This is a genomic window from Bariatricus massiliensis (assembly GCF_900086725.1).
GTDB classification, from domain to species: Bacteria; Bacillota; Clostridia; order Lachnospirales; family Lachnospiraceae; genus Allocoprococcus; species Allocoprococcus massiliensis.
Genome location: NZ_LT574836.1, coordinates 655,996 through 676,107, shown reverse-complemented (window position 1 = coordinate 676,107; position 20,112 = coordinate 655,996). Strand labels below are relative to the sequence as shown.

The following is a 20,112-nucleotide window of genomic DNA, read 5'->3' as shown; positions in this document are numbered from 1 at the left end:
CGTCGAACAGCAGACTGTTATCGGCTGATACCTAAGCCATCAAGTACTGCCTTTTGTTTTTCTTCCATGATACGACGCTCGTTCTCTTCCATATGGTCGTAACCTAATAAGTGTAACATACTATGCGCAATTAGGAAAGCATATTCCCTTTTTGGAGAATGGCCGTACTCTTCGGCCTGCTCCAATACCTTCTCCTTAGAAATCACAATATTGCCGAGCAACAATTCCCCGGTATCCGGATCGAAAAGACTTTCATCCGTGTCCAGCGGTTCAAAAAAAGCGGGCTTCTCATAGTCTACCATCGGGAAAGAGAGAACATCGGTAGGCCTGTCTACCTGCCGGAATTCCCGGTTCATCTCATGGATTTCTCCATTCATCGTCAGAAGCAGCTCGACTTGAACCTCATAGGGACATGCTTCACACTCCAGCACCGCCTCTGCCACTTCCCCGGCTATCTGCTCACAGTCCAAAGGAAGCTTTAAGTCCCCTTCTTCTTCAAAGTATAGTTTCATTTTCGATTCCTTTTCTTTCTGTCTTTACCATAGGGTTTCTTCTGTGTGCTCTTCTGCTCATATTCTTCGTAAGCTTTCACGATTTTCTGCACAAGAGGATGGCGCACTACATCTCTGCTTGTCAGTTTACATATACTGATATCCTCTATATTTCTTACCACATTGACGGCAGTATCCAACCCGGATATCTGCCCCGAAGGCAGATCCTTCTGTGTAGAATCACCGGTAATCACTACCTTGGAGCCAAATCCGATTCTCGTCAAGAACATCTTCATCTGCGCAGGAGTCGTATTCTGCGCCTCATCCAATATGATAAAAGCATTGTCCAGTGTCCGCCCTCTCATGTAAGCAAGGGGCGCCACCTCGATCAGACCCTTCTCCGAATTTTTAATAAAGCTTTCTGCGCCCATGATCTGATAGAGCGCGTCATATAGAGGGCGTAGATAGGGGTCTATTTTACTCTGCAGGTCCCCCGGCAGAAATCCAAGCTTTTCACCGGCTTCAATCGCCGGACGTGTCAGGATGATTCTGCCCACCTCGTTGCTCTTAAAGGCCGTGATGGCCATAGCCATAGCCAGATAAGTCTTTCCCGTCCCGGCCGGCCCCAGGCCAAACGTAATCATCTTGTCGCGGATTGCATCTACATAGCGCTTTTGTCCCAGTGTTTTCGGCTTGATAGGCTTCCCTTGAAGTGTATGGCAGATAAGCTCCTTATCAATCTCCAGCACCTCTTCTGCACTGTCTTCCATAGAAAGAGACAAGATATAATCTACGTTTTGCTCTTGAATCACATTTCCTCTCCCGGAAAGTTCCGTAAGATTCAAAAGCACGTCTCTGGCACGCTCTACATTGCGTTCATCACCAAGAATCTTCACCTTACCGTCCCGGGCAATCAAAGTAACGTGCAGGGCGCGCTCTATTTTTTTTGCAAAAACATCGAACTGCCCAAAGACATTGCGTTCGTGTTCTGCCGGTATTTCAATCACTGTTTCAAGAATTCCCATTTATTAATTTCCTTCCTGCTGTCCGGATTCTCCAGTGTCCGCCTGAGGAACTTCTTTTTCCTGACCGGCCTGCTTTTCTCCCGCAGGCGCAAGAAGCGTCAGATTCCCTTTTGCGGCCGCCGTATCCGTCTCCTTGTATATTTTAACATCATTCTCCAAAATTTGAACCCCTTTTTTCTCTAAATTATGGCAAAATTTCTGAAAATCTGCTGTGAGAAGCTGTTGATATTCCTTTTCTCCCCGCTTTTTCTTCTGAGGTTCATATTCCTGTACCCTGATAAGTCCTCCGGAAAATGGCATCCAAAAGTGTTCTCCCAGTTTCCACTGCTCATCCCAAGTCTCAGTGACCGCATGTGAAAATGAATTGTTAAGCACTCCTAATGTAAAGTTTCTCCCACCTGCCCTAAACCATACAGCATATCTCTTTCTACCGGTCATTTTTTTCTCTTCATATGTAATCGGCATTGAATCTTCATATTCCATGACCGTCTGAACTTGAATATCTGCGTCGGATTCATGATATTGATAATCGATTACTTCCTTAGCGTCATTCAGAACTTCCACTGTTCCAGAGACAAGCACATCTCCTTTTTTTACCTCATCTCCCTCGTGCACCATAGGTACACCTTTCCGAGTAATAATGCTTTTGACAATACCATCTTTATCAGCCACAATATCCACCGGAGGATTCAATTTTTCCTTCGTTTCAATCGTATCCTGATTCTCCTTTACCTGTATCATCAGTCGAGTGCCTTCCATATAGGCAGACACCCAAATAATATCATTGTATTCTTTTCTTATATCTTTGACAATCCTGCTGCAGTCAACGGAAGAGCGGAACATGCCGTGAGTGACCCCTTTTTTTTCAAGAAATTCAAGAATGACTTCATCCGTTCTCCTCTGGTTTCCTTCAATGTGAATGTTCCAGACAAACATTGAAAGAATATAGATACTGATGATGCAGAAGAAGATGCCTCCAAAAAAGATTTTCCGCTTTCTGTATTTGTGTAAAAAAAAAGGAAAGCCCCTGCGTTCCCTGATAATTATTTTCGTTCCGGTCTTCCGTATAATCGGCTTAAGCCTGCGGAACCCCTTCACACTGATGTTCATCTCATAGGCGTGTCCGCAAGGCTTTAAGTTCCACAGATAAATCCCGTGATGGCTGCACATATTGAGAAAACGCTCAGGGGAATACCCTTCAATCCGGATAATAAGATATCCGGATAAATATTGTAAGATTGCAATCAGCATGGTTTTACACCCTTTCCGCTATAGATATTCTACCGCCTCCACACGTCCCGTTATTTTCATTTCGTCGTTGGTATAATATGCAATCTGTAAATTCTTTCCTGTAATCTTTATCTGCCCGTTCTTTGTTTTAATGCGGATAAGAACATCCGTATACTCTATAATTCCCCTGTAATTTTCTACATCGACTTCTATCTGACCTGTTAAGGTTACAATCGGGACGCCAAGCACCACATCCTTTGGCATATTTGCAGCTTCTGCCATGCGGTTCTTAAGCGTCCCGTTTTCCTGACTGGATTCACGTTTCATGCTCTTGCCACATATCGTTTTGTTGTAAATATATGTGTAAAAAGCATATTTTATGAACGTCCTATTTCATAATCTTTTTAATAAGCTTTGGTTTCTCTGCCGGCTCTTTTGAAATTGTGTAGGCGGCTGCAAGTCTCTTTCTGGCAGCCGCAACTTTCTCCGGATGATTGGCATGTATCACGGCCAACGTCTCCCCTTTCCTGACAGCGTCGCCCTTTTTCTTTTTCAGCGCTACTCCGACCGCCAGATCAATCTTACTCTCCTTCGTCTCTCTCCCCCCGCCGAGAAGCAGGCTTATTTTTCCGATTTCCTCAGTGGCAATGTCAGCGATATAACCACTGTATTCAGAAGGCACCTCGGCAGTGATGGAAGCTTCCGGGAGCAGGCTTGTATCTTCCGCCTGACGGATATCGCCCCCCTGCGCCTCAATAAATGTAAGAAAAGTGTCATATGCCTTGCCATTATAAAGATTATTTTTCAACAGTAGACGGGCCTCATCCTCATCCTTTGCCTCCCCTGCCATTACAGTCATCAAAGCCCCGAGGGTCAGCACAAGTTCTTCCAGATCTTTTGGCCCCTTCCCCTTCAATGTATCGACAGCCTCCTTGATTTCAAGCGCATTGCCCACGGCATATCCCAATGGCTGATCCATATCGGAGATGACTGCCGCCATCTGTCTGCCCGCGAGCTGTCCGATACTGAGCATTTCCCGGGCCAACGCTTCCGAGTCTTCCTGAGACTTCATGAACGCGCCATCTCCTGTCTTAACGTCAAGTACAATGGCATCCGCTCCTGAGGCCAGTTTCTTGCTCATGATACTGCTTGCTATTAAAGACATCTGATCTACCGTTCCCGTCACATCCCGAAGTGCATAGAGCTTTTTGTCCGCCGGCGCCAAATTGGCAGTCTGTCCGGCCACCGCAATATGAATCCGGTTCACATTATTTATAAATTCCTCCTCCGAAAGTGATGTGCGGAACCCGCTGAAACTCTCCAGTTTATCAATCGTACCTCCGGTGTGTCCTAATCCGCGCCCCGACATTTTCGCCACCGGCACCCCAACCGATGCCACTAAAGGCGCCAATACCAGAGACGTTTTGTCGCCCACCCCTCCGGTACTGTGTTTATCTACTTTAATACCTTTGATGGCAGACAAGTCAAGCCTCTCACCACTTTCTGCCATGGCCAGTGTAAGATTCACCGTCTCCTCCTCGGTCATCCCCTGAAAGCAGATTGCCATCATCATGGCCGACATCTGATAATCGGGTACAGAACCACCCACATATCCGGCAATCATCTCATTTATTTCATCTTTTGTCAGGGTCTCCCCTCTTTTTTTCTTTACAATCAAATCATACATAGACATACTAATTTCCTCCTGTAACTGCAATAGGACTCTTCAAACAGCAGACTACCAGCTTCCGCCTCCGCCTCCGCCGAAACCACCCCCCGAGAAACCGCCACCGGAAAATCCGCCTCCTGTAAAGCCGCCGCTGCCGGAGGATGTTTGGGTAGGTTTGGGCGTAGAGAGCGTGGCAGCTACCTGCCGCATATTTGTGTGGAATAAATAATGCATCATATAGTAATCAAAATATGGATTCCCGCTTCTTGTCTCATACCATTCTGGCGACGGAAGACTCAGCTCCTTCATCTTATCCATAAGTATATCTGAAAGGCCAAAGACATAGGCAAACGGAAGGATATGGTAGAAAAGCTGAGGGCTTTCCTGCGCGATAGCCTGCATTCTCTCCAGCTCTGCCGTCTCAATAAAGTCTCTGAGTCCTGCCAAATATCCCATCCATTCTACACACTGCTCGGTACGCTTTTTCATAAAGCCAGTGAGTACCATGCATAATGGGGACGCAATCATCAGGCTTAGCATGGCCGGAAACAGATTTAGCATATTCCCCCTGAGCATACTGATACCATGGACGAAGAACAGCACGAACGCCGGAGCAATACACAGTGCGGCTGCCGCGCTCCCCAAGAGCATTCTGCTTTTTCTTGCTCTTGAATACCAAAAATTAACTGTCATATTAAACAAGATGATACCAATAGTGTAGGCAACGGCCAAAATAACAACGAGCACATTGGCAAAGGTATGTGTGTACATAAGAATTACAAAATAAAACATTGGCACTATGGACAAAATTGTTGATGCCCATCTGGCCGTTTTAGAAGATGATGTGTACAAATTCTTGAAATTTTTCCGCAGGAGAGCTTTCGAACTCGTAAATGTAGATGAAAGCTTATATTTCAGGCTGGATACTAAAACTTCCTCCCCTGCCCCGGCATCCCCGTTTCCAAACACCTTATTGAACAATAACTTTGCATATTCCGGAGCGTCCGGGGGCAGCTCCCTCATCTTTCTGAAGGCTAACGTTTTATTTTTTGTCTCACGAATCTTAATGAAACCTCTGTCGGCCCAAAAGACGAACAATGAAGTAATATCCTCATCTGAAACACTGCCATCTATAATGTAGCCAACGGCCGCACTGTCAAGCCCTGCCGGCGGCTGGAACTGGACTGACGGTATAATCGGAGTATCTCTGCCAAACAAAAAGAATAGGAGCAAAAGCACTGCTGTAATTGCAGCCGTCACTATCATAAAGGGCATATTCAAACTCCATGAGGTGTGTACATCTTTAAAATATCCATTCTCCATCGGCGCATAGAACGTCATGCCGGCCCCCACGGGAAGTTCTTCCTGCAGGACGCCGGTCAATGTATTGCCCGACCAAGTAAGTTTCGTAATATCAGACGCATCTTTCTGCTCTCCATAACTCCCCCAGTAAAGCCTCAGGGCGTCATGATCGAAATCTGCCGGAAAATTTATTGTAAAGCTGCTGCCCGCCGGGATTGAATTGCGCCATCCTGTAGGAAACACGTTATAGTAAGCGTTCTCATATCCCTTGCTCGTTACTGGCGTGATTTTGTAGGTAAAGCTGTAACTCTTCTGCTCACGCACCATGGTGTCTTCGTCCCCAAAACGGAAGACCTTATTTCCATTCTCTGTTGTCACGTCCAAAGTTTCTGACGATTTGATATGACTGAATTCACCATAGTATGGAATATCCAGCAGATCCCCGTCCGTCTGTGCCTCTGTTATGATACCTTTATATGGAATATAGCGGTAAATTCCGTGGCGGGAATTCTTGAAATATACATTGATATTCTCTGACACTGTATAAGAATTATCTTCGTGTACTTCCAGTGCCGTATGATACCCCTCGGTAACCATATAGGTGTCTTCCGTTACCGATTGAGATGCCGATGAGTTTGATTGGAAAAGACTGCTGAATAATCCGATATTCCCTACGATTCCAACTATTATAATCCAAACGATGATTCCTGAGATTCTCTGATTCGCTTTTCTCATATTGATATGTCCCCCTGTGAATGAAGATTCCGTCTATGATAAAATGCCCCGGCTAAAAAGCCGGGGACGTTGTATTAAGAAATGCCCGATTAGAAAGAAACCTTTATATTTTCACGTTCCTTACTGTCCTGTACTTCATAGAGCGGTTTCCGCTTGAATCCAAAGATACTTGCAAGAATATTTCCTGGAAACATCTCTGTCTTTGTATTATATCTGTTCACCACACCGTTATAGTACCTTCTTGAGCCGGCGATTTCCTCTTCTATCCTAGACAGCTGATTCTGAAGATCCATAAAATTAGCATTCGCCTTTAAATCCGGATAATTCTCAGAAACAGCAAACAGTGAACGTAGTGTACCCGTGAGCACATTATCCCCCGCGATTCTATCCTCCGGCGTCGTGGCCGTCATAGCCATATTTCTCGCTTGGATAACCTTCTGAAGCGTCTCCTTTTCATGGGAAGCATATCCCTTGACCGTTTCCACAAAATTCGGTATTAAATCATACCTTTTCTTTAAAGACACATCCATTGCGGAAAATGCCTCCTCCGTCTTGTTGCGAAGCTTGACGAATCCATTATAAGACGCCGCCAGCCAAATCAAAAACGCTACAATGATTACGACAACAGCAGCCACAACTATGATTAACCCCTTCATGATATCTGTCCCTCCTTTATGATGGTTTTGAAGTGAAGTTTTTAAAACGTTCCGGAAGCATCCGGCCATCCTGTGTATGGATTTCGGTATATCCACCGGCCGCCGCTATAAATTTGACATTATTGTCCCCCATCTCCACAGGGTTTCCTACAGTGACTATGTTGCGCCTGCTGGATGTCAGGAACGTATACTCGCAGCCGCTGTTCAGTCTGCACACCCATCTTCCGTTCAAATAAAAATCAACTGGCTCATCCTGACGGAAAGACGGCTCCGTAAGGATTCGGACCGTAGCCGGGGCAGTCAGCATATCCTGATTCTGTTCCTGCCATGGATTCACATTTCCCGGAGCACCCTGCTGATTCCACTGGCCGGCATAAGGATTATAAGGTTTCTGTCCGTATGGGCTTTGACCGCCAAAACCCTGCCCGTATGGATTCTGTCCCTCCGGTCTATAGTCTCCCTGCGGTGCATTGAGCGCGAGCCGGTAAGATAAAAAACCTCCTGCCGCCGCACCGATAATACCGCAGATATATGCAAACATAAAAGATTTATCCGAATCTGTTCCGCCGAAAAAAAGCATGCCGGATATGGTTCCCAGAGATTCAAGGCCAAACCACAACACTAAAGTTAGAACATGGTATTTTGTTGGCTTTTGTCCTCTGGCAAGAGCATTTCTGCCATTCACCTTCCACAGCCAGATTACACATATAATTTCAAGCATATTCTCTATCTCCTTCTTTAAGTGTATCGTTCTTTTATTCTATCCCATATTCGGACAATGCGCAAGAATCCGGCCCGCGAATTCATTGAAATTTTATTTTATCGTAATTCCAAGACGTTTTGCCAGCTCCGCGGCCTGATAAATATCAACAACCGCTCCCCGCAGCTCAGAACTATCATCCGAAAGCACCAGTCCATTTATTGTACAGTCTGTAAGGTCCATGCCATATAGAGATGTCTTGAAAAAACTGGCATTGATCAGGCCGGTATTCTTCCACACAATGTCCTTGCAATGGCACTGCGATATATTGCTGCTGTTCAATTCCGTGTTTTCAAATGCCAGCCCCTTTAATACAGAATTATCAAAATTAGCATAATTCATACTGCAATTGTCAATTGTTATCTGCTGCATCCGTGTCTCGGTAAATTTCGTTCCCACCGCCTTACAAGAATCAAATATAACGCGGCTGAAATAACCGCTGTGAAAATTAGAGCCGGAAAGGTCACAGGACTGAAAGACAATATCGGTAAATTCTGCCCGTTCGAACGAACAGTTCCAAAATCGGCAATTCAAAAATTTAGTGCCTGAAACTATAAGACGCGATAAGTCCTCTGATTCAATATTTATATTTTGGAACACAATTCCCTGCACACGTTCCTCACATTCCTTCGCCAGAAAAAGCGCATCCACAGCCTTTTCAACTAGCTCCAAATCTTCCTGTATGACCGGTTTCAAAAGTCCCATATGAATAGTTCCTCTCTGTTTGTTTGATATTATTCCTCCAACAGCTTTCGATAGTAAGAATTTGCCGTATACAAAGCTGCGGCAGGATTATGTCCTAATACCCTGTCTTTTGTCACGAGTGTTGTGACAAGTGCATCCGAATGCTTATAGAACAGGCTGTCATGGCCTACACATAATCCCATGACAATATTGAACTCCGTGTTCTCTGCATTGAGGCGTTTGGCCTGATATATGGGGTTACACATATTCTTTCCCACTTTTTCACAAGATTCTTTTATGCCGACAGCCGTCTTCTCCACAGCTCCGGCTTTACATGCGGCTCCGAACACTTCAAACCCATTTTTTCTCAGAATCTTAGCCAATATTCTACTTTCATTGATCAATCCCACACACGTGGCGATTCCCAATTTTTTAAATCCCATCCGTTTCGAAAATTCTACTATTTCTTCCACTCTGGTCATCATTCCATAAAATTCCGCTTCCACATCGGCCGCATTTATCATGACTTCATGATTTTCTTCTTCCTTATAAAGCTCCAATGCTTCCTGCAGGACTTTTTCATTTTTATTATTTGTCGTCAGACAAAACGCAGGATACGTTTTATCCTGTTTGTCACAGTTTGTAACGGCGCAGTCAATGCAGCTCCTTGTTAAGTTATCACTCATATACTATTTCCTCCTGACAGCAGCGCGTCAATCATCTGAGAAGCTGCCGATTTCGTTAAACTGGCCTTACTCCAGCTTGGAGTCAGCCCTCTTTGTCTGTACAGCCGCTCAAGCAAAGCAAGCTGTTTCGGTGTGGCAGGCGCACTCTTTGGAATCCTGCATATAAGCGCTGTAGGCAAAAAGACCTCTGGCATCTGCTCTTCATAATAGTGCGCCATCGTCTGATATAGCTTCGCCGTAGCCAAAGCGTCATGGTAAGCTCTGTGCGCAGCTGAATTGGTAATTTGATAGTGGTCACATAGATCCCCCAGACTTCTGGACGGCAAATCTTTATGAATGACTTTAGCAATCTTCAGTGTATCAATGCCTTGCTTATCAAACGGTTTCCCTAATGTCTGTGCACTTACTTTCACAAAGCTATAATCGAATAAAATATTATGTCCTATCAGTACATCATCTTGGCAAAATTCCAAAAATTCAGGAAGTACCTGCTCTATATTCCCTGCCGACGCCACAGACTCATCGCAAATACCTGTCAGGTTAGTGATGGCTGGAGGGATAGGGCTTTTCGGTTTAATAAATTCCATAAACCGCTCTGTCACCCTGCCATCCCGGACTTTCAGCGCGCCGATTTCAATGATCTCGTTTTCAGCGGGGCTAAGGCCCGTAGTCTCAACATCAAAAGCTATGTAAGATTTAAGCATCTCGTTTTTCTCCAATCCAACTCCCGCTAAGCGGATTCCCTTTTTATCTGAAGCTGTAAGTTTACACCAAATGGATTTACTACAACGCCAAGGGCTTCCGGCGCCAATATCTTTGGGATAGCCTCAAAATCTACCACCGCCGTTTTGAACTCATTCTTTTGTTTGAATTTAATGAATTCCGCCAAATCGGTAAACAGCGGCTGGTAAGTGTCACCGTTTTTTTGCTTTAGTACCGGAACGCCTTGTCCTTCCTGAACCGCAACGATATAACGTCCTTCCCTAAAATGCGTCATCATCTCCTCACGAAGTTCGGCCAGCTCTTCTGAGTCCTCCTCTTTCGCCCCGGTGCCAATCTTCTGCATAAAATAAATAGCAGTCAGATGAAGCTCAGGATTCTCTACCCTCACGGCGCCCTGCGGAGCCTTCTCCATCTCTCGCCTTGTCACGATATCCGCAAGCTGTATCTGTATCTCCGCGTCCGTCCCCTTGTCCACATATACACAGTTCACGCCCATCGTATACAGCGTTGAATAAAATCCCAAGTACTGTGGCTTTAACAGTTTCGCGATCTGAATAGGATTCTTCTCCTCCTGAAGCAATTTAGCGGCTCTCTTAGCCTCCTCTACCTTATGGTACAGTAAAATTTGGTCATCGTACGTGACTTCGTCACATAGGACAAAAGGCATATGGGTACAGCCCGATATGATGACATATACCTCCGCCGAGCTTTGCAGTGACTGTAACACACTGTCTCTAGTCATATTTTTGTCTCTCCTTATCTATAAATGATACCGTTGCACTTTCCAACAGGGTTATACTTTTTTCAACACAGTTCAATTCCGCTTCTATGCCATAGGGCAATATGCCGATAGGCTTCGCATGTCCAAAATTCACGTTGTAGAATATCGGAAGCCTGACTAAGTGCTCTTCCTTTGCAACAACCTGCAATATGGCTTCTTTATAGCTTTCATAATGAACTTCTCCCTGTGGTTTCCCAACTACAATCCCCTTGAGAAGTTTGAGAATCCCCTGTGCTGCTAGATTGCGCAGGGAATAAATGATAAATTCCGGCGACGGCTTGTCCTCACTTGTCTCAAAAAACAAAATAGCATTTTCCCATTTTTCAAGCCCCGGCCAAATCTCCGTACCGTTTGCCATCATAAAAACATCAATGCAGCCGCCTAACAAATGTCCTCTCACACAGCCGTTGCCCTGAAGCACTTCGTAGCCATGTTCTTCCCTGAGAAGTGTCGGCTGAATGTGTTGATTTTCCTCTTTCCAATAGATATAATCGCTGGACCACTCTTCGCTAGACTGTATACGATAGCCGGCTGTATCGTGAAAGAGCACGTCCTCCACAGCCTTTTTTGTGTAATCAAACATTTTCACGTATTCACCAAATTCACACATTATAGAAGGGCCGTAAAATGACACCAGTCCGGCTTTATACATCATAAAATGATTGATGGTACTGTCGGAGTATCCCATAAATATTTTAGGATTGTTTTTAATAATATCATAGTTAATGTAAGGAAGAAGACGAATACTATCATCCCCGCCAATGGCACAAAATATGGCTGAAATTGTTTTATCCTCAAAGGCATCCATCAGATCCTTTGCCCGCAGCTCCGGATGTTCTGCGACAAAATCAGTCCCCTTTAATGCATGAGGCATCACGGTCACATGCAGCCCAAAGTCCTTTTCCAGCCTCTCTTTTGCTATATGAAATTTGTGTATTGTTTCCAAATCANAAAAAAACAGAAAAAACAAAATTACTCCCCCCCCCGCCAATGGCACAAAATATGGCTGAAATTGTTTTATCCTCAAAGGCATCCATCAGATCCTTTGCCCGCAGCTCCGGATGTTCTGCGACAAAATCAGTCCCCTTTAATGCATGAGGCATCACGGTCACATGCAGCCCAAAGTCCTTTTCCAGCCTCTCTTTTGCTATATGAAATTTGTGTATTGTTTCCAAATCACCGAGGCCGCCCCATGAAAGTGAAACAATTGCCACCCGGTCTCCCCGTCTCAACCTTTGGGGCTTTATCATCTTACTTGAAAAAACCAAAAATCTACAGTCATAATTAGACCACACCGTCTCCTTCGTGGCGGAAAAATAAAATGTGGAAAACAGACAGCCGTTCAAGGAAAGCTTCAGCGCAATAGAAAACAGCATTCTGTCATATGAAAAATAAACCTCTTCCCGGTTCTGGGGCAAACACAATTTTTGCAGAAAGGAAACCTCTTCCGCATTCAAAAAAGAATGGATTTTCTGCTGCTCTTCTCCGGAAAGTGTGCCATAGTAGAAATCAAAATAGGTATTCTCTGTTCCATTGCGCTTGACCATATCCTGCAGACGCTGTGTGATTTCTTCTTTCGTTCCAGTCATGTCCCTAACATCATAAAGCCCTGCAGCCTGCGAAACCGTATCCGCAACCAGACATCCTGCCATCTGAAGCTCCCTTTTCTTCATAGACGCTCTCCTTTCACGCTCCTATCCTCAACACCATATGGACATTATATCACCCCTTACAAATGAAGTCATTATAAAAATACCCCCTTCAGTCCATCGTCTTCCAATGCATTGTAGATTCTAACCGCGTATTCATGCACTAAACCTTGGAAATGGGACGCCTGAGGCGCAAGCTTTGCCTTTTCAATTATGATTCTCATATATACTGCCACTTTATTCTCAATCTGTTCTTTCGTATTTCCCTTAAAAAATCCTCTGATTTCCTCAATATCTTTCAATGATAATTCTAAGCCAGCGCCGTTCGCCCCTGCAATCATACAGCCCACGGCGCGCAAAAGAACAAGGGAACAAAGATTTTCCATATAAAGAATATCGTGATACTCCTCGGTCCTCTTTAAAAGCATCTGCACCGCCTCTCGATCAAAGCACTCTAAGATACGTTTTTCAAGCGCAATATCACAAAGATACTCGTAAATCAGATTTATGCCGCACAGATTCTCATGTTGACCAAGGGAAGGATAGTCCAACGTGAGAATGTGGTTTTGTGGCTGGAACTTCGCGTCATACTTGAGAAAAAACGCGGGCATCCCCTCCCGGACCGTCTCCCGGTAATTCCTGCATCCGTAATCTTGAAAATCAACAATCAGTCCGTCATACACCGCCTTTGCTTTATATACCTTCTCGACGGCCAGTCCATAACCTATGCGGTAAGCTTCCTCTGCGGGCATCTTTTTAGCTGCTTCCAAGGCCGTTCCCGATGCCGGGAAGCACTGTTCTATACAATAGATTACCCCTTCCATAAGCATCTGTGCCGTCTCAAAAGTCACCGAACTACTCTCTTTTGAAGTAAACTTTTCCACCAGTTTTCCGACTACAGGCAATAATTCTTCCATTCGATATTCCATGCTGTCTCCCTTCCGCTCCTACCAGAACAATTCTTCCAGTACACTATAATACAGTTCATCATCCCATCGCTTTTCCTCACTCAAAGTCTCGTACTCGGCTTTGCCCCCACTCTTTTCATAACCCCGGTATCCCATGCGTACATTTTGGGCAAAGCGTTTCAGACAGGTCCCTTCCAGATATTCGACATCTCCATAGCAAACCCCTTCAAACTGCTCTTTCATGAACATAAGCAGTTCATCATCCGTCACCTTATCCTGAACTTCATTTTTATATTCATAAAAAATATCTTGGAGTTTAATGAGTGTTTCTGAATAATTATTTTGGCAAATATACTGGGAGTCACAGAACGTATAAATCAGCTTATCAAGTATTCCCCTCCCGAACTCCACCCTATGGTACTTTTTCAGGCTTGCATTCCTACTCACGATCAATTGCTTCGCTTCCTCCTCAGATAACGATAGGGCAAACCGCTCTCTTGTCTTATCATTGTAATCCGCAATAACCGCAAGTTCCGTTTTTTCTCTTTCTTTTTCCAGAAATCCGTATAATTCACTATCCATGAGACCGCCTCCTTTGTCTTAGTGGTTCATTATACGTCTCTGCCACAGCCTTTACAAGACTTGAAAAATTGCTCATTTTGTGGTAATATATAAGCATAGAAAAAAGAACATTCCCATCTCTGATTGAAGCGGGAATGTTCTTTTTCTCTCTATATTCTATCTATGATATCTCAGCTTATTGGCCTTCTACAATCTGGCTGGCCTGCTCCTGTGTCAGGTATTTTTCCTTGACCATACTTCTCAATACTTTCTCCTGCCGCTCCTTGGCCAGCTCCGGATTCACTGTAGGTGCATATGCGGAGGGCGCGTTCGGTACTCCCGCAAGCATTGTACTCTCATAATCCGACATCTGATTCGGTTCTTTTCCGAAGTATCCTCTGCTTGCATCGGCAACACAATAATAACCATCCCCGAAATAAATCGTATTTACATAGAATTCAAGAATCTCCTTTTTGCTGTATTTATTCTCCAAAGAAAAGGCCATAAAAGCCTCGGCGGCTTTACGTTCAATGCTCTGCTCCTGATTAAAATACAAGTTTTTTGCAAGCTGCTGTGTGATGGTACTGCCGCCTTCAACCAGTTTCCCTGCCTGTATGTTATTTTTAATTGCCCGTCCTACAGAGATAATATCAACACCCCAATGCTTATAGAACCGCTTATCTTCCACCGCCACGACCGCTTCCAAGTATGTCTTGGGAAGTTCATCATATGTCGTATAAGATGGATTGCTTTTAATCTCTCCTATTTTCTCTTCTATACTAATTTCATCCACTGCAGCTTCGTACCTCTGGTATCCCCGGTAAGTAAAATACCCAGCCACACATACAATACAAAGGAAAATCAACACAAGCAGTCTCTTGATATGCTTCATACAAGGCCCTCTCTTTCGTACATTTCCCTTTCATTGTAACAAATCTATCTTAGATTAATCTAAGAATAATCTTAGAAATTTCTTAAACTTTATTCTAATACGGTACACCATTGAGGATTCTTGCTGGCCTGAAAGCACATCTCTATCTGTTCTTCCGTAATTTTATCTTCAGCAAGAGGCGGTAAATCATTTTGCGAAAACCATCCGCTGTCCACTGTCTCCAGATTTTTTACAAAGTGTCCGCCCAGAACCGTACACTCTACAAAAATTTTGCAAATATTGTAAGCATATAATGGGATATTGTGATTCTTCCTGTCCTGTATCGCGATGACCCGGCCTGCGCTGACATCCAGGCCTGCTTCTTCCTTTACTTCCTTGATTGTATTTTCCTTGACGGACAAATCCGCATCTGCCCAGCCTCCGGGCATAGACCACAGTCCGTTCTCTTCCTGCACCAATAATACTTTGCCCTCCCGGAATACTGCGGCCCGCACATCTATCTTCGGAGTCTGATATCCCTTTTCGCCGCAGAAAAGTTCCGTTACCTTTTCTACGGAAAGGTCTGTATATTCACTTAATATCTCCGCCGAAATCTCCCGAATCCGTTCAAAGCGCTCTATGTCATATTTATCTTTGCAGTAATACAGCGCTCCCTGCGCCAGTCCTTGAAGTTCCATTGCCCACTCAAGCCATTTTTCTCTTTTCATCTTCATCCCTTTTCCTCCTTACTAGCAAAAAGATTGCTGCCGTCACAACAAATATAGATATGATTTGAGATGTTGACAAGATCCCAATTGCCCCTCTCTCATCGGCCCTAAGAAATTCTATTGCAAATCTCCCCACTCCATAGAGTAAAAGGTAAAGTGCGCCCGTATTCCCGGATTGCGGCCTCTTTTTGTCATAGACAAGAAGTATCAGGACAATCAAGAAATCGCCGGCCGAAGAAAAAAGCTGCGTGGGCCATAGTTTTACCCCTGCAGGCGCCAGACTTCCCTCCGGAAACTGCACGCCTAAGCTGGAAGTCGTCGTGCCCCCATAGCAGCATCCCGCTAAAAAACATCCAATTCTTCCAAATCCCTGTGCCAGAGCAATACAAGGTGCCACCAGATTAAAATAATCCATGAACACCAGCTTCTTCCTGCGGCAGTATATTATGGCCGAAATAACCCCGGCAATAATTCCTCCGTACACTACAAATCCCTCAGTTCCTAACACATCCAGAGGATTTTTCAAAAATTGTGGAAACTCGACTACCACAAACAACAGTTTCGCTCCCAGAAACCCACAGATTATCCCAATTAAAGCGATATCCACAACCGCCTCTTCGCTCATGGACGCTTTTTTTGCGCGATAGACCCCTAAAGCTACGCAGCACAGAATCCCTATCCCAATCATCAAGCCATATCCATGTATCGTAAATCCTCCGATAGAAAATAAATCATTCTTCATTATGTCTGCTCTCTTTCTAAAGTTTTAAATGTATCTTAGGCCATATCCCACACTTTGTTTAAACCGTCACATTTTTCCAAATCCGGACATTCACCTTGAACATACGAAAATACCGGCTCCTGCCGCTCGAAATACAAAATCTCTTTGTCTAGTTTGTCCAGCATCTTCTCTCTGTCCGCAGGCAGTATTCCTCTGACCCGGAACTTTATATAATCGTGAAATCCATCATACAGAATAACGTTATCCTGTCTTTCCTGCTTTTCCACTAAAATTTCCACAAGCCTTCTCTCCCCCCGGAGATTTTCTAATTCGTCAGCCGGTGTAAAAGTCTGCTCCTTAATATCGGAATACAACGGGACTTCCCGATGGAGAAACATAGAAAAATTGACCACATGGCTTGGCTCTGTTCTGTCAAAAAATTCTGCCAGTGCCTCTGCGTTCTCAATTCCCCGTCCTTTTCCCGCCACTCCTGTCATGATGTGGGCGTCAAAGGACATACCAGCGCCCTTGATTCTCCTGACCGCCTCATATGCCTGACTGACATTGTGATCCTTCTTCATAAACTTAAGCACGTCATCCAGCCCGCTCTCAATTCCAATATACAAATGCCGCACACCTTTTTGGTAAAGTTTATCAAGCTCTTCCTCTGATTTTTGAAGGATGCTCGTCACGGTGGCATCCATATTAACAGTTTGACACTCTGGGAAATAATTCTGTATCATAGACAGAATCTCATCCAGCCGCTCCGTTTTCAAGCCAAACGCATTGCCATCCCCAAGAAAAATTTTTTTAGGTCTTCCCCCTACTTTTTTTACCCGCTTTATCTCGTCTTCAATCTGTTCTAAAGGCAGTATCCGGTACTTCAGATGACGAAAAAGATTACAGAATTTACATCTGTTATAGGAGCATCCTACCATCACCGGAAGCATAAACGACGCCCGCTCCATGGGGGCACGGCATATTTGTCCTTCATATTGCATAATCTTCTCCTCCTCTGGATTTATAATTTTCTTACTTTCAGTATAAATCATAACACAGAAAAGTAAAAATTAATATTTTAATTTTATACTTGGAAATATAAATGAAGTGTGATAGAATCAGGATGTAGTGCAGTGTGTATACATTAACAGCGTCCCCACACTTGTTTTTTGTACATTCTGCCAAAAATTTAACATGCCGTCCGCCACTCATATTTATGAGGACCGGGGTAACAACTACCGACCGCTAGTCTTTTAAGATAACCGGGGTAAGAAAGAATTTGGAGGTATTTGTTATGGCTATGAAGTATGTACCAGAACCATTTCGCATCAAAATGGTGGAGACAATCAAAATGACGACCCGTGAGGAGCGGGAAGCCAAGATCAAAGATGCAAAGTACAACCTTTTTAACTTGAAAGGAGAAGATGTATATATCGATCTTCTCACTGACTCTGGAACAAACGCAATGAGTCAGGAACAGTGGGCCGGCGTGATGCGTGGGGATGAAGCTTATGCCGGTGCGAAAAGTTATTATAAGCTGGTGGATGCCGGAAGGGATATTTTCGGATATCAGTATATTCAGCCGGTTCATCAGGGACGTGCCGCTGAAAAGGTACTGTTTCCGGCTTTTCTGCACAAGGGGCAGTATGCCATTTCCAACATGTTTTTTGATACAACCCGCGCCCATGTAGAGCTGGCCGGCGCCAGAGCCGTGGACTGTGTTGTAGAAGAAGCGAAAGACCCATCTCGCCGCTGTAAGTTCAAAGGTAATATGGATGTAAAAAAATTAAAAGAATTGATTCAGGAGTTCGGGGCCGAAAACGTAGGTCTCGTTGTCATGACTATCACCAACAATTCAGCGGGCGGGCAGCCTGTATCACTGGAGAATATGAGGCAGGTCTCCGAAATCTGCAGGCAATACAAGATTCCGCTTGATATTGATGCCGCAAGATACGCGGAAAACGCGTACTTTATCAAGAGAGACGAGGCCGGCTGTGAGAATATGTCAATCAAAGAGATTGTCCGCAAAACATTCTCCTATGCCGATATGTTCACGATGTCCGCAAAAAAAGATACGATCGTCAATATGGGTGGATTGATCGGTGTAAAAGATCCCGAAAAGAATGCAGAGCTCGTCTCCAATATCAAGGCGAACTGTATCAGCTATGAAGGCTTTATTACATACGGAGGTCTGGCCGGACGTGATTTAGAGGCGCTTGCCATAGGATTATATGAAGGTCTTGATGAAAATTATCTCAGGTACCGTATCGGTCAGGTGGAATATCTGGCATCACGTCTCGATGATGCAGGGATAGCATACCAGTCGCCCGCGGGAGGCCATGGGGTATTCGTGGATGCGGCGGCTATGTTCCCGCAGATACCATATTATGAATTTCCGGGACAGGTCCTTGGAATAGAGCTGTACAAAGAGGCAGGGATACGTGCCTGCGATATTGGCTCCTACATGCTGGGCAATGACCCAGATACCGGAGAACAGCTTCGTTCCGATTTTGAGTTCACAAGGCTTGCCATCCCAAGACGCGTGTACACACAGGCACATATTGACGTTATGGCGGAGGCATTGATAGCCATAAAAGAGCGTGCCCACGAGATAAAGCATGGTTACCGCATCACATGGGAACCGCCTATACTCCGGCATTTCCAAGCACATCTGGAGCCCATTGAAGAATAAAGAATTGGTTTCTATTCCATAAAAAACCGGCAGTGAGTGGCATTCTTTCTCACTGCCGGTCTTTTTGCCGGTAATTTACTTACTTGTGATATGGTTCTCCCTGTATAATCCGATAGCTCCGGTAAATCTGCTCTAAAAGTATCACGCGCATCAGTTGATGGGGAAAGGTCATCTTCGAGAAACTGATCTTATAATCGGCTCTTTGGAGTACTTCATCACCCAGACCGATAGAGCCGCCAATCACAAAGATGATATGGCTCTTCCCTTGAATTCCCAGTGTGTCGATCTTACATGCCAATTCCTCCGAATCCAGCATCTTCCCGTCAATAGCCAGAGCGATGACATAAGCGTCGTCCCGCAGATATCTACCGATTCTCTCGGCCTCTTTGTCCCGTATCTGCCTCTCCACGACTTCGCTGGCCATGTCCGGCGTCTTCTCATCCGGTACTTCCATAATCTCAAGCTTACAGTATTTACTCAGGCGCTTCGAATACTCTGCTATTGCATCCTTCAAATACTTTTCTTTTATCTTCCCAACCGTAACGATTGTTATCCGCATTGAATTCCGCCTCCCAATATCTTGGCAGGCAGTTCCGCCGGTACATCTATAATATAGTCGGCTCCCGCCTCCTCCAGCTCCAAACGATTCCCATAACCATAAAGGACTCCCATGGATGCGACGCCGTTTTTCTTGGCGCCTAAAATATCGTGTTCTCTGTCGCCTACCATCAATACTTTGCCTCTGTCACACTCCGCTATGCCAAGCGTCTCAAGCGTGTACTGTATAACATCCGCTTTATTTACTCTCGAGCCGTCGAGCGCGGCTCCACAGATAGTGTCAAAATAGCAGTCGAAAGAAAAATGTTCTGCAATCCTGCGTGCAAAGACTTCCGGCTTGGAGGTGGCCACTGCCAGCACCTTCCCCGCCTCCTTGAGCTTTCCAAGCGCTTCCGGTATGCCGCCGTATACGGTATTTTCAAAAATGCCTTTTTCTGTATAATATTCACGATAATACGCGATTCCCCGCTCGGCCTCCTCTTCAGTCATTCCATAGAACTGCATCATAGAATCTAAGAGCGGCGGCCCAATAAATTTTTTAAGTTCGTCTTTATCCTTTACCTCAACTCCAAGTCTGTTCAACGCATAACTTACAGAATTAATAATCCCGGGACCAGACTCCGTCAATGTTCCATCCAAGTCGAAAAAAATATACTTATACTCCATGTTTTCTCCTATTATC

The 20,112-nt window shown here is 44.7% G+C and carries 23 protein-coding genes; 1 reads left to right on the top strand and 22 read right to left on the bottom strand.

Annotated elements, in window-relative coordinates; translation table 11 throughout:
* Positions 1 to 17: 17 nt before the first annotated feature.
* From ybeY to BN6465_RS04680, 20 genes are all read right to left on the bottom strand, one after another.
* Positions 18 to 512: an rRNA maturation RNase YbeY gene (ybeY, locus tag BN6465_RS04775; protein ID WP_066732195.1), complete on the bottom strand. Its 495-nt coding sequence runs from the start codon at positions 510 to 512 to the stop codon at positions 18 to 20.
* Positions 509 to 1,516 (bottom strand): PhoH family protein, encoded by a 1,008-nt coding sequence (locus tag BN6465_RS04770; RefSeq protein ID WP_066732193.1) that lies wholly within the window; start codon positions 1,514 to 1,516, stop codon positions 509 to 511. Before BN6465_RS04770 ends, ybeY begins: the two co-directional genes overlap by 4 nt.
* 3 nt (positions 1,517 to 1,519) lie before the next feature.
* A complete protein-coding gene (locus BN6465_RS04765; protein ID WP_066732192.1) occupies positions 1,520 to 2,767 on the bottom strand; it encodes a sporulation protein YqfD in 1,248 nt (415 codons plus the stop codon).
* Positions 2,768 to 2,785: 18 nt separating this feature from the next.
* A complete protein-coding gene (yqfC, locus tag BN6465_RS04760; protein WP_066732191.1) occupies positions 2,786 to 3,073 on the bottom strand; it encodes a sporulation protein YqfC in 288 nt (95 codons plus the stop codon).
* Between the two features lie 61 nt (positions 3,074 to 3,134).
* Positions 3,135 to 4,439 (bottom strand): pyrimidine-nucleoside phosphorylase, encoded by a 1,305-nt coding sequence (locus tag BN6465_RS04755; protein WP_066732190.1) that lies wholly within the window; start codon positions 4,437 to 4,439, stop codon positions 3,135 to 3,137.
* A 45-nt stretch (positions 4,440 to 4,484) separates the two neighbouring features.
* Positions 4,485 to 6,452, bottom strand: coding sequence for a DUF2207 domain-containing protein (locus tag BN6465_RS04750; RefSeq protein WP_066732189.1), 1,968 nt, complete (start codon positions 6,450 to 6,452; stop codon positions 4,485 to 4,487).
* A gap of 89 nt (positions 6,453 to 6,541) precedes the next feature.
* The gene (locus BN6465_RS04745; protein ID WP_154670184.1) at positions 6,542 to 7,108 is read right to left on the bottom strand and encodes a LemA family protein; all 567 of its coding nucleotides are present in this window, start codon (positions 7,106 to 7,108) and stop codon (positions 6,542 to 6,544) included.
* A 16-nt stretch (positions 7,109 to 7,124) separates the two neighbouring features.
* Positions 7,125 to 7,829 (bottom strand): hypothetical protein, encoded by a 705-nt coding sequence (locus BN6465_RS04740; protein WP_066732187.1) that lies wholly within the window; start codon positions 7,827 to 7,829, stop codon positions 7,125 to 7,127.
* Positions 7,830 to 7,922: 93 nt separating this feature from the next.
* Positions 7,923 to 8,573 (bottom strand): pentapeptide repeat-containing protein, encoded by a 651-nt coding sequence (locus BN6465_RS04735; RefSeq protein WP_066732185.1) that lies wholly within the window; start codon positions 8,571 to 8,573, stop codon positions 7,923 to 7,925.
* Positions 8,574 to 8,602: 29 nt separating this feature from the next.
* The gene (locus tag BN6465_RS04730) at positions 8,603 to 9,238 is read right to left on the bottom strand and encodes a DUF1847 domain-containing protein (protein WP_066732183.1); all 636 of its coding nucleotides are present in this window, start codon (positions 9,236 to 9,238) and stop codon (positions 8,603 to 8,605) included.
* On the bottom strand, positions 9,235 to 9,942 hold the full coding sequence (locus BN6465_RS04725; RefSeq protein WP_066732181.1) for an exonuclease domain-containing protein: 708 nt from the start codon (positions 9,940 to 9,942) through the stop codon (positions 9,235 to 9,237). The genes BN6465_RS04730 and BN6465_RS04725 overlap by 4 nt, the downstream gene beginning before the upstream one ends.
* 26 nt (positions 9,943 to 9,968) lie before the next feature.
* Positions 9,969 to 10,703 carry an SseB family protein gene (locus tag BN6465_RS04720; RefSeq protein WP_066732179.1) on the bottom strand — a complete coding sequence of 245 codons (735 nt, stop codon included), beginning with the start codon at positions 10,701 to 10,703 and terminating at the stop codon, positions 9,969 to 9,971.
* Positions 10,696 to 11,775 (bottom strand): S66 family peptidase, encoded by a 1,080-nt coding sequence (locus tag BN6465_RS04715; protein ID WP_066732178.1) that lies wholly within the window; start codon positions 11,773 to 11,775, stop codon positions 10,696 to 10,698. The genes BN6465_RS04720 and BN6465_RS04715 overlap by 8 nt, the downstream gene beginning before the upstream one ends.
* Positions 11,690 to 12,415 (bottom strand): LD-carboxypeptidase, encoded by a 726-nt coding sequence (locus BN6465_RS21165; protein ID WP_066732177.1) that lies wholly within the window; start codon positions 12,413 to 12,415, stop codon positions 11,690 to 11,692. The genes BN6465_RS04715 and BN6465_RS21165 overlap by 86 nt, the downstream gene beginning before the upstream one ends.
* Before the next feature lie 71 nt (positions 12,416 to 12,486).
* Positions 12,487 to 13,320, bottom strand: a complete 834-nt coding sequence (locus BN6465_RS04705; RefSeq protein WP_066732172.1) for a DUF6179 domain-containing protein — start codon at positions 13,318 to 13,320, stop codon at positions 12,487 to 12,489.
* Positions 13,321 to 13,338: 18 nt separating this feature from the next.
* Positions 13,339 to 13,881: a DUF6323 family protein gene (locus BN6465_RS04700; RefSeq protein WP_066732170.1), complete on the bottom strand. Its 543-nt coding sequence runs from the start codon at positions 13,879 to 13,881 to the stop codon at positions 13,339 to 13,341.
* 175 nt (positions 13,882 to 14,056) lie between these two features.
* Positions 14,057 to 14,752, bottom strand: a complete 696-nt coding sequence (locus BN6465_RS04695; protein WP_066732168.1) for a transglycosylase domain-containing protein — start codon at positions 14,750 to 14,752, stop codon at positions 14,057 to 14,059.
* A gap of 89 nt (positions 14,753 to 14,841) precedes the next feature.
* Complete coding sequence (locus BN6465_RS04690; RefSeq protein WP_066732166.1) at positions 14,842 to 15,465, bottom strand: NUDIX hydrolase N-terminal domain-containing protein; 624 nt, start codon at positions 15,463 to 15,465, stop codon at positions 14,842 to 14,844.
* A complete protein-coding gene (gene lgt / locus BN6465_RS04685; RefSeq protein ID WP_066732164.1) occupies positions 15,437 to 16,201 on the bottom strand; it encodes a prolipoprotein diacylglyceryl transferase in 765 nt (254 codons plus the stop codon). Before lgt ends, BN6465_RS04690 begins: the two co-directional genes overlap by 29 nt.
* Before the next feature lie 35 nt (positions 16,202 to 16,236).
* Positions 16,237 to 17,181, bottom strand: a complete 945-nt coding sequence (locus BN6465_RS04680; RefSeq protein ID WP_066732162.1) for a radical SAM protein — start codon at positions 17,179 to 17,181, stop codon at positions 16,237 to 16,239.
* Between the two features lie 293 nt (positions 17,182 to 17,474).
* Between BN6465_RS04680 and BN6465_RS04675 the strand changes: the two genes are divergently transcribed.
* Positions 17,475 to 18,872 carry a tryptophanase gene (locus BN6465_RS04675; RefSeq protein WP_066732160.1) on the top strand — a complete coding sequence of 466 codons (1,398 nt, stop codon included), beginning with the start codon at positions 17,475 to 17,477 and terminating at the stop codon, positions 18,870 to 18,872.
* A 79-nt stretch (positions 18,873 to 18,951) separates the two neighbouring features.
* Here BN6465_RS04675 and rlmH read toward each other — a convergent pair whose 3' ends face one another.
* On the bottom strand, positions 18,952 to 19,431 hold the full coding sequence (rlmH, locus tag BN6465_RS04670; protein WP_066732158.1) for a 23S rRNA (pseudouridine(1915)-N(3))-methyltransferase RlmH: 480 nt from the start codon (positions 19,429 to 19,431) through the stop codon (positions 18,952 to 18,954).
* Positions 19,422 to 20,096 (bottom strand): HAD family hydrolase, encoded by a 675-nt coding sequence (locus tag BN6465_RS04665; protein ID WP_066732156.1) that lies wholly within the window; start codon positions 20,094 to 20,096, stop codon positions 19,422 to 19,424. Before BN6465_RS04665 ends, rlmH begins: the two co-directional genes overlap by 10 nt.
* Positions 20,097 to 20,112 lie beyond the last annotated feature (16 nt).

Bases quoted from the DNA above. Each gene is read 5' to 3' on its own strand.
- ybeY (WP_066732195.1), bottom strand. From the start codon at position 512: ATGAAACTATACTTTGAAGAAGAAGGGGACTTAAAGCTTCCTTTGGAC.
- BN6465_RS04770 (WP_066732193.1), bottom strand. From the start codon at position 1,516: ATGGGAATTCTTGAAACAGTGATTGAAATACCGGCAGAACACGAACGC.
- BN6465_RS04765 (WP_066732192.1), bottom strand. From the start codon at position 2,767: ATGCTGATTGCAATCTTACAATATTTATCCGGATATCTTATTATCCGG.
- yqfC (WP_066732191.1), bottom strand. From the start codon at position 3,073: ATGAAACGTGAATCCAGTCAGGAAAACGGGACGCTTAAGAACCGCATG.
- BN6465_RS04755 (WP_066732190.1), bottom strand. From the start codon at position 4,439: ATGTCTATGTATGATTTGATTGTAAAGAAAAAAAGAGGGGAGACCCTG.
- BN6465_RS04750 (WP_066732189.1), bottom strand. From the start codon at position 6,452: ATGAGAAAAGCGAATCAGAGAATCTCAGGAATCATCGTTTGGATTATA.
- BN6465_RS04745 (WP_154670184.1), bottom strand. From the start codon at position 7,108: ATGAAGGGGTTAATCATAGTTGTGGCTGCTGTTGTCGTAATCATTGTA.
- BN6465_RS04740 (WP_066732187.1), bottom strand. From the start codon at position 7,829: ATGCTTGAAATTATATGTGTAATCTGGCTGTGGAAGGTGAATGGCAGA.
- BN6465_RS04735 (WP_066732185.1), bottom strand. From the start codon at position 8,573: ATGGGACTTTTGAAACCGGTCATACAGGAAGATTTGGAGCTAGTTGAA.
- BN6465_RS04730 (WP_066732183.1), bottom strand. From the start codon at position 9,238: ATGAGTGATAACTTAACAAGGAGCTGCATTGACTGCGCCGTTACAAAC.
- BN6465_RS04725 (WP_066732181.1), bottom strand. From the start codon at position 9,942: ATGCTTAAATCTTACATAGCTTTTGATGTTGAGACTACGGGCCTTAGC.
- BN6465_RS04720 (WP_066732179.1), bottom strand. From the start codon at position 10,703: ATGACTAGAGACAGTGTGTTACAGTCACTGCAAAGCTCGGCGGAGGTA.
- BN6465_RS04705 (WP_066732172.1), bottom strand. From the start codon at position 13,320: ATGGAATATCGAATGGAAGAATTATTGCCTGTAGTCGGAAAACTGGTG.
- BN6465_RS04700 (WP_066732170.1), bottom strand. From the start codon at position 13,881: ATGGATAGTGAATTATACGGATTTCTGGAAAAAGAAAGAGAAAAAACG.
- BN6465_RS04695 (WP_066732168.1), bottom strand. From the start codon at position 14,752: ATGAAGCATATCAAGAGACTGCTTGTGTTGATTTTCCTTTGTATTGTA.
- BN6465_RS04690 (WP_066732166.1), bottom strand. From the start codon at position 15,465: ATGAAGATGAAAAGAGAAAAATGGCTTGAGTGGGCAATGGAACTTCAA.
- lgt (WP_066732164.1), bottom strand. From the start codon at position 16,201: ATGAAGAATGATTTATTTTCTATCGGAGGATTTACGATACATGGATAT.
- BN6465_RS04680 (WP_066732162.1), bottom strand. From the start codon at position 17,181: ATGCAATATGAAGGACAAATATGCCGTGCCCCCATGGAGCGGGCGTCG.
- BN6465_RS04675 (WP_066732160.1), top strand. From the start codon at position 17,475: ATGGCTATGAAGTATGTACCAGAACCATTTCGCATCAAAATGGTGGAG.
- rlmH (WP_066732158.1), bottom strand. From the start codon at position 19,431: ATGCGGATAACAATCGTTACGGTTGGGAAGATAAAAGAAAAGTATTTG.
- BN6465_RS04665 (WP_066732156.1), bottom strand. From the start codon at position 20,096: ATGGAGTATAAGTATATTTTTTTCGACTTGGATGGAACATTGACGGAG.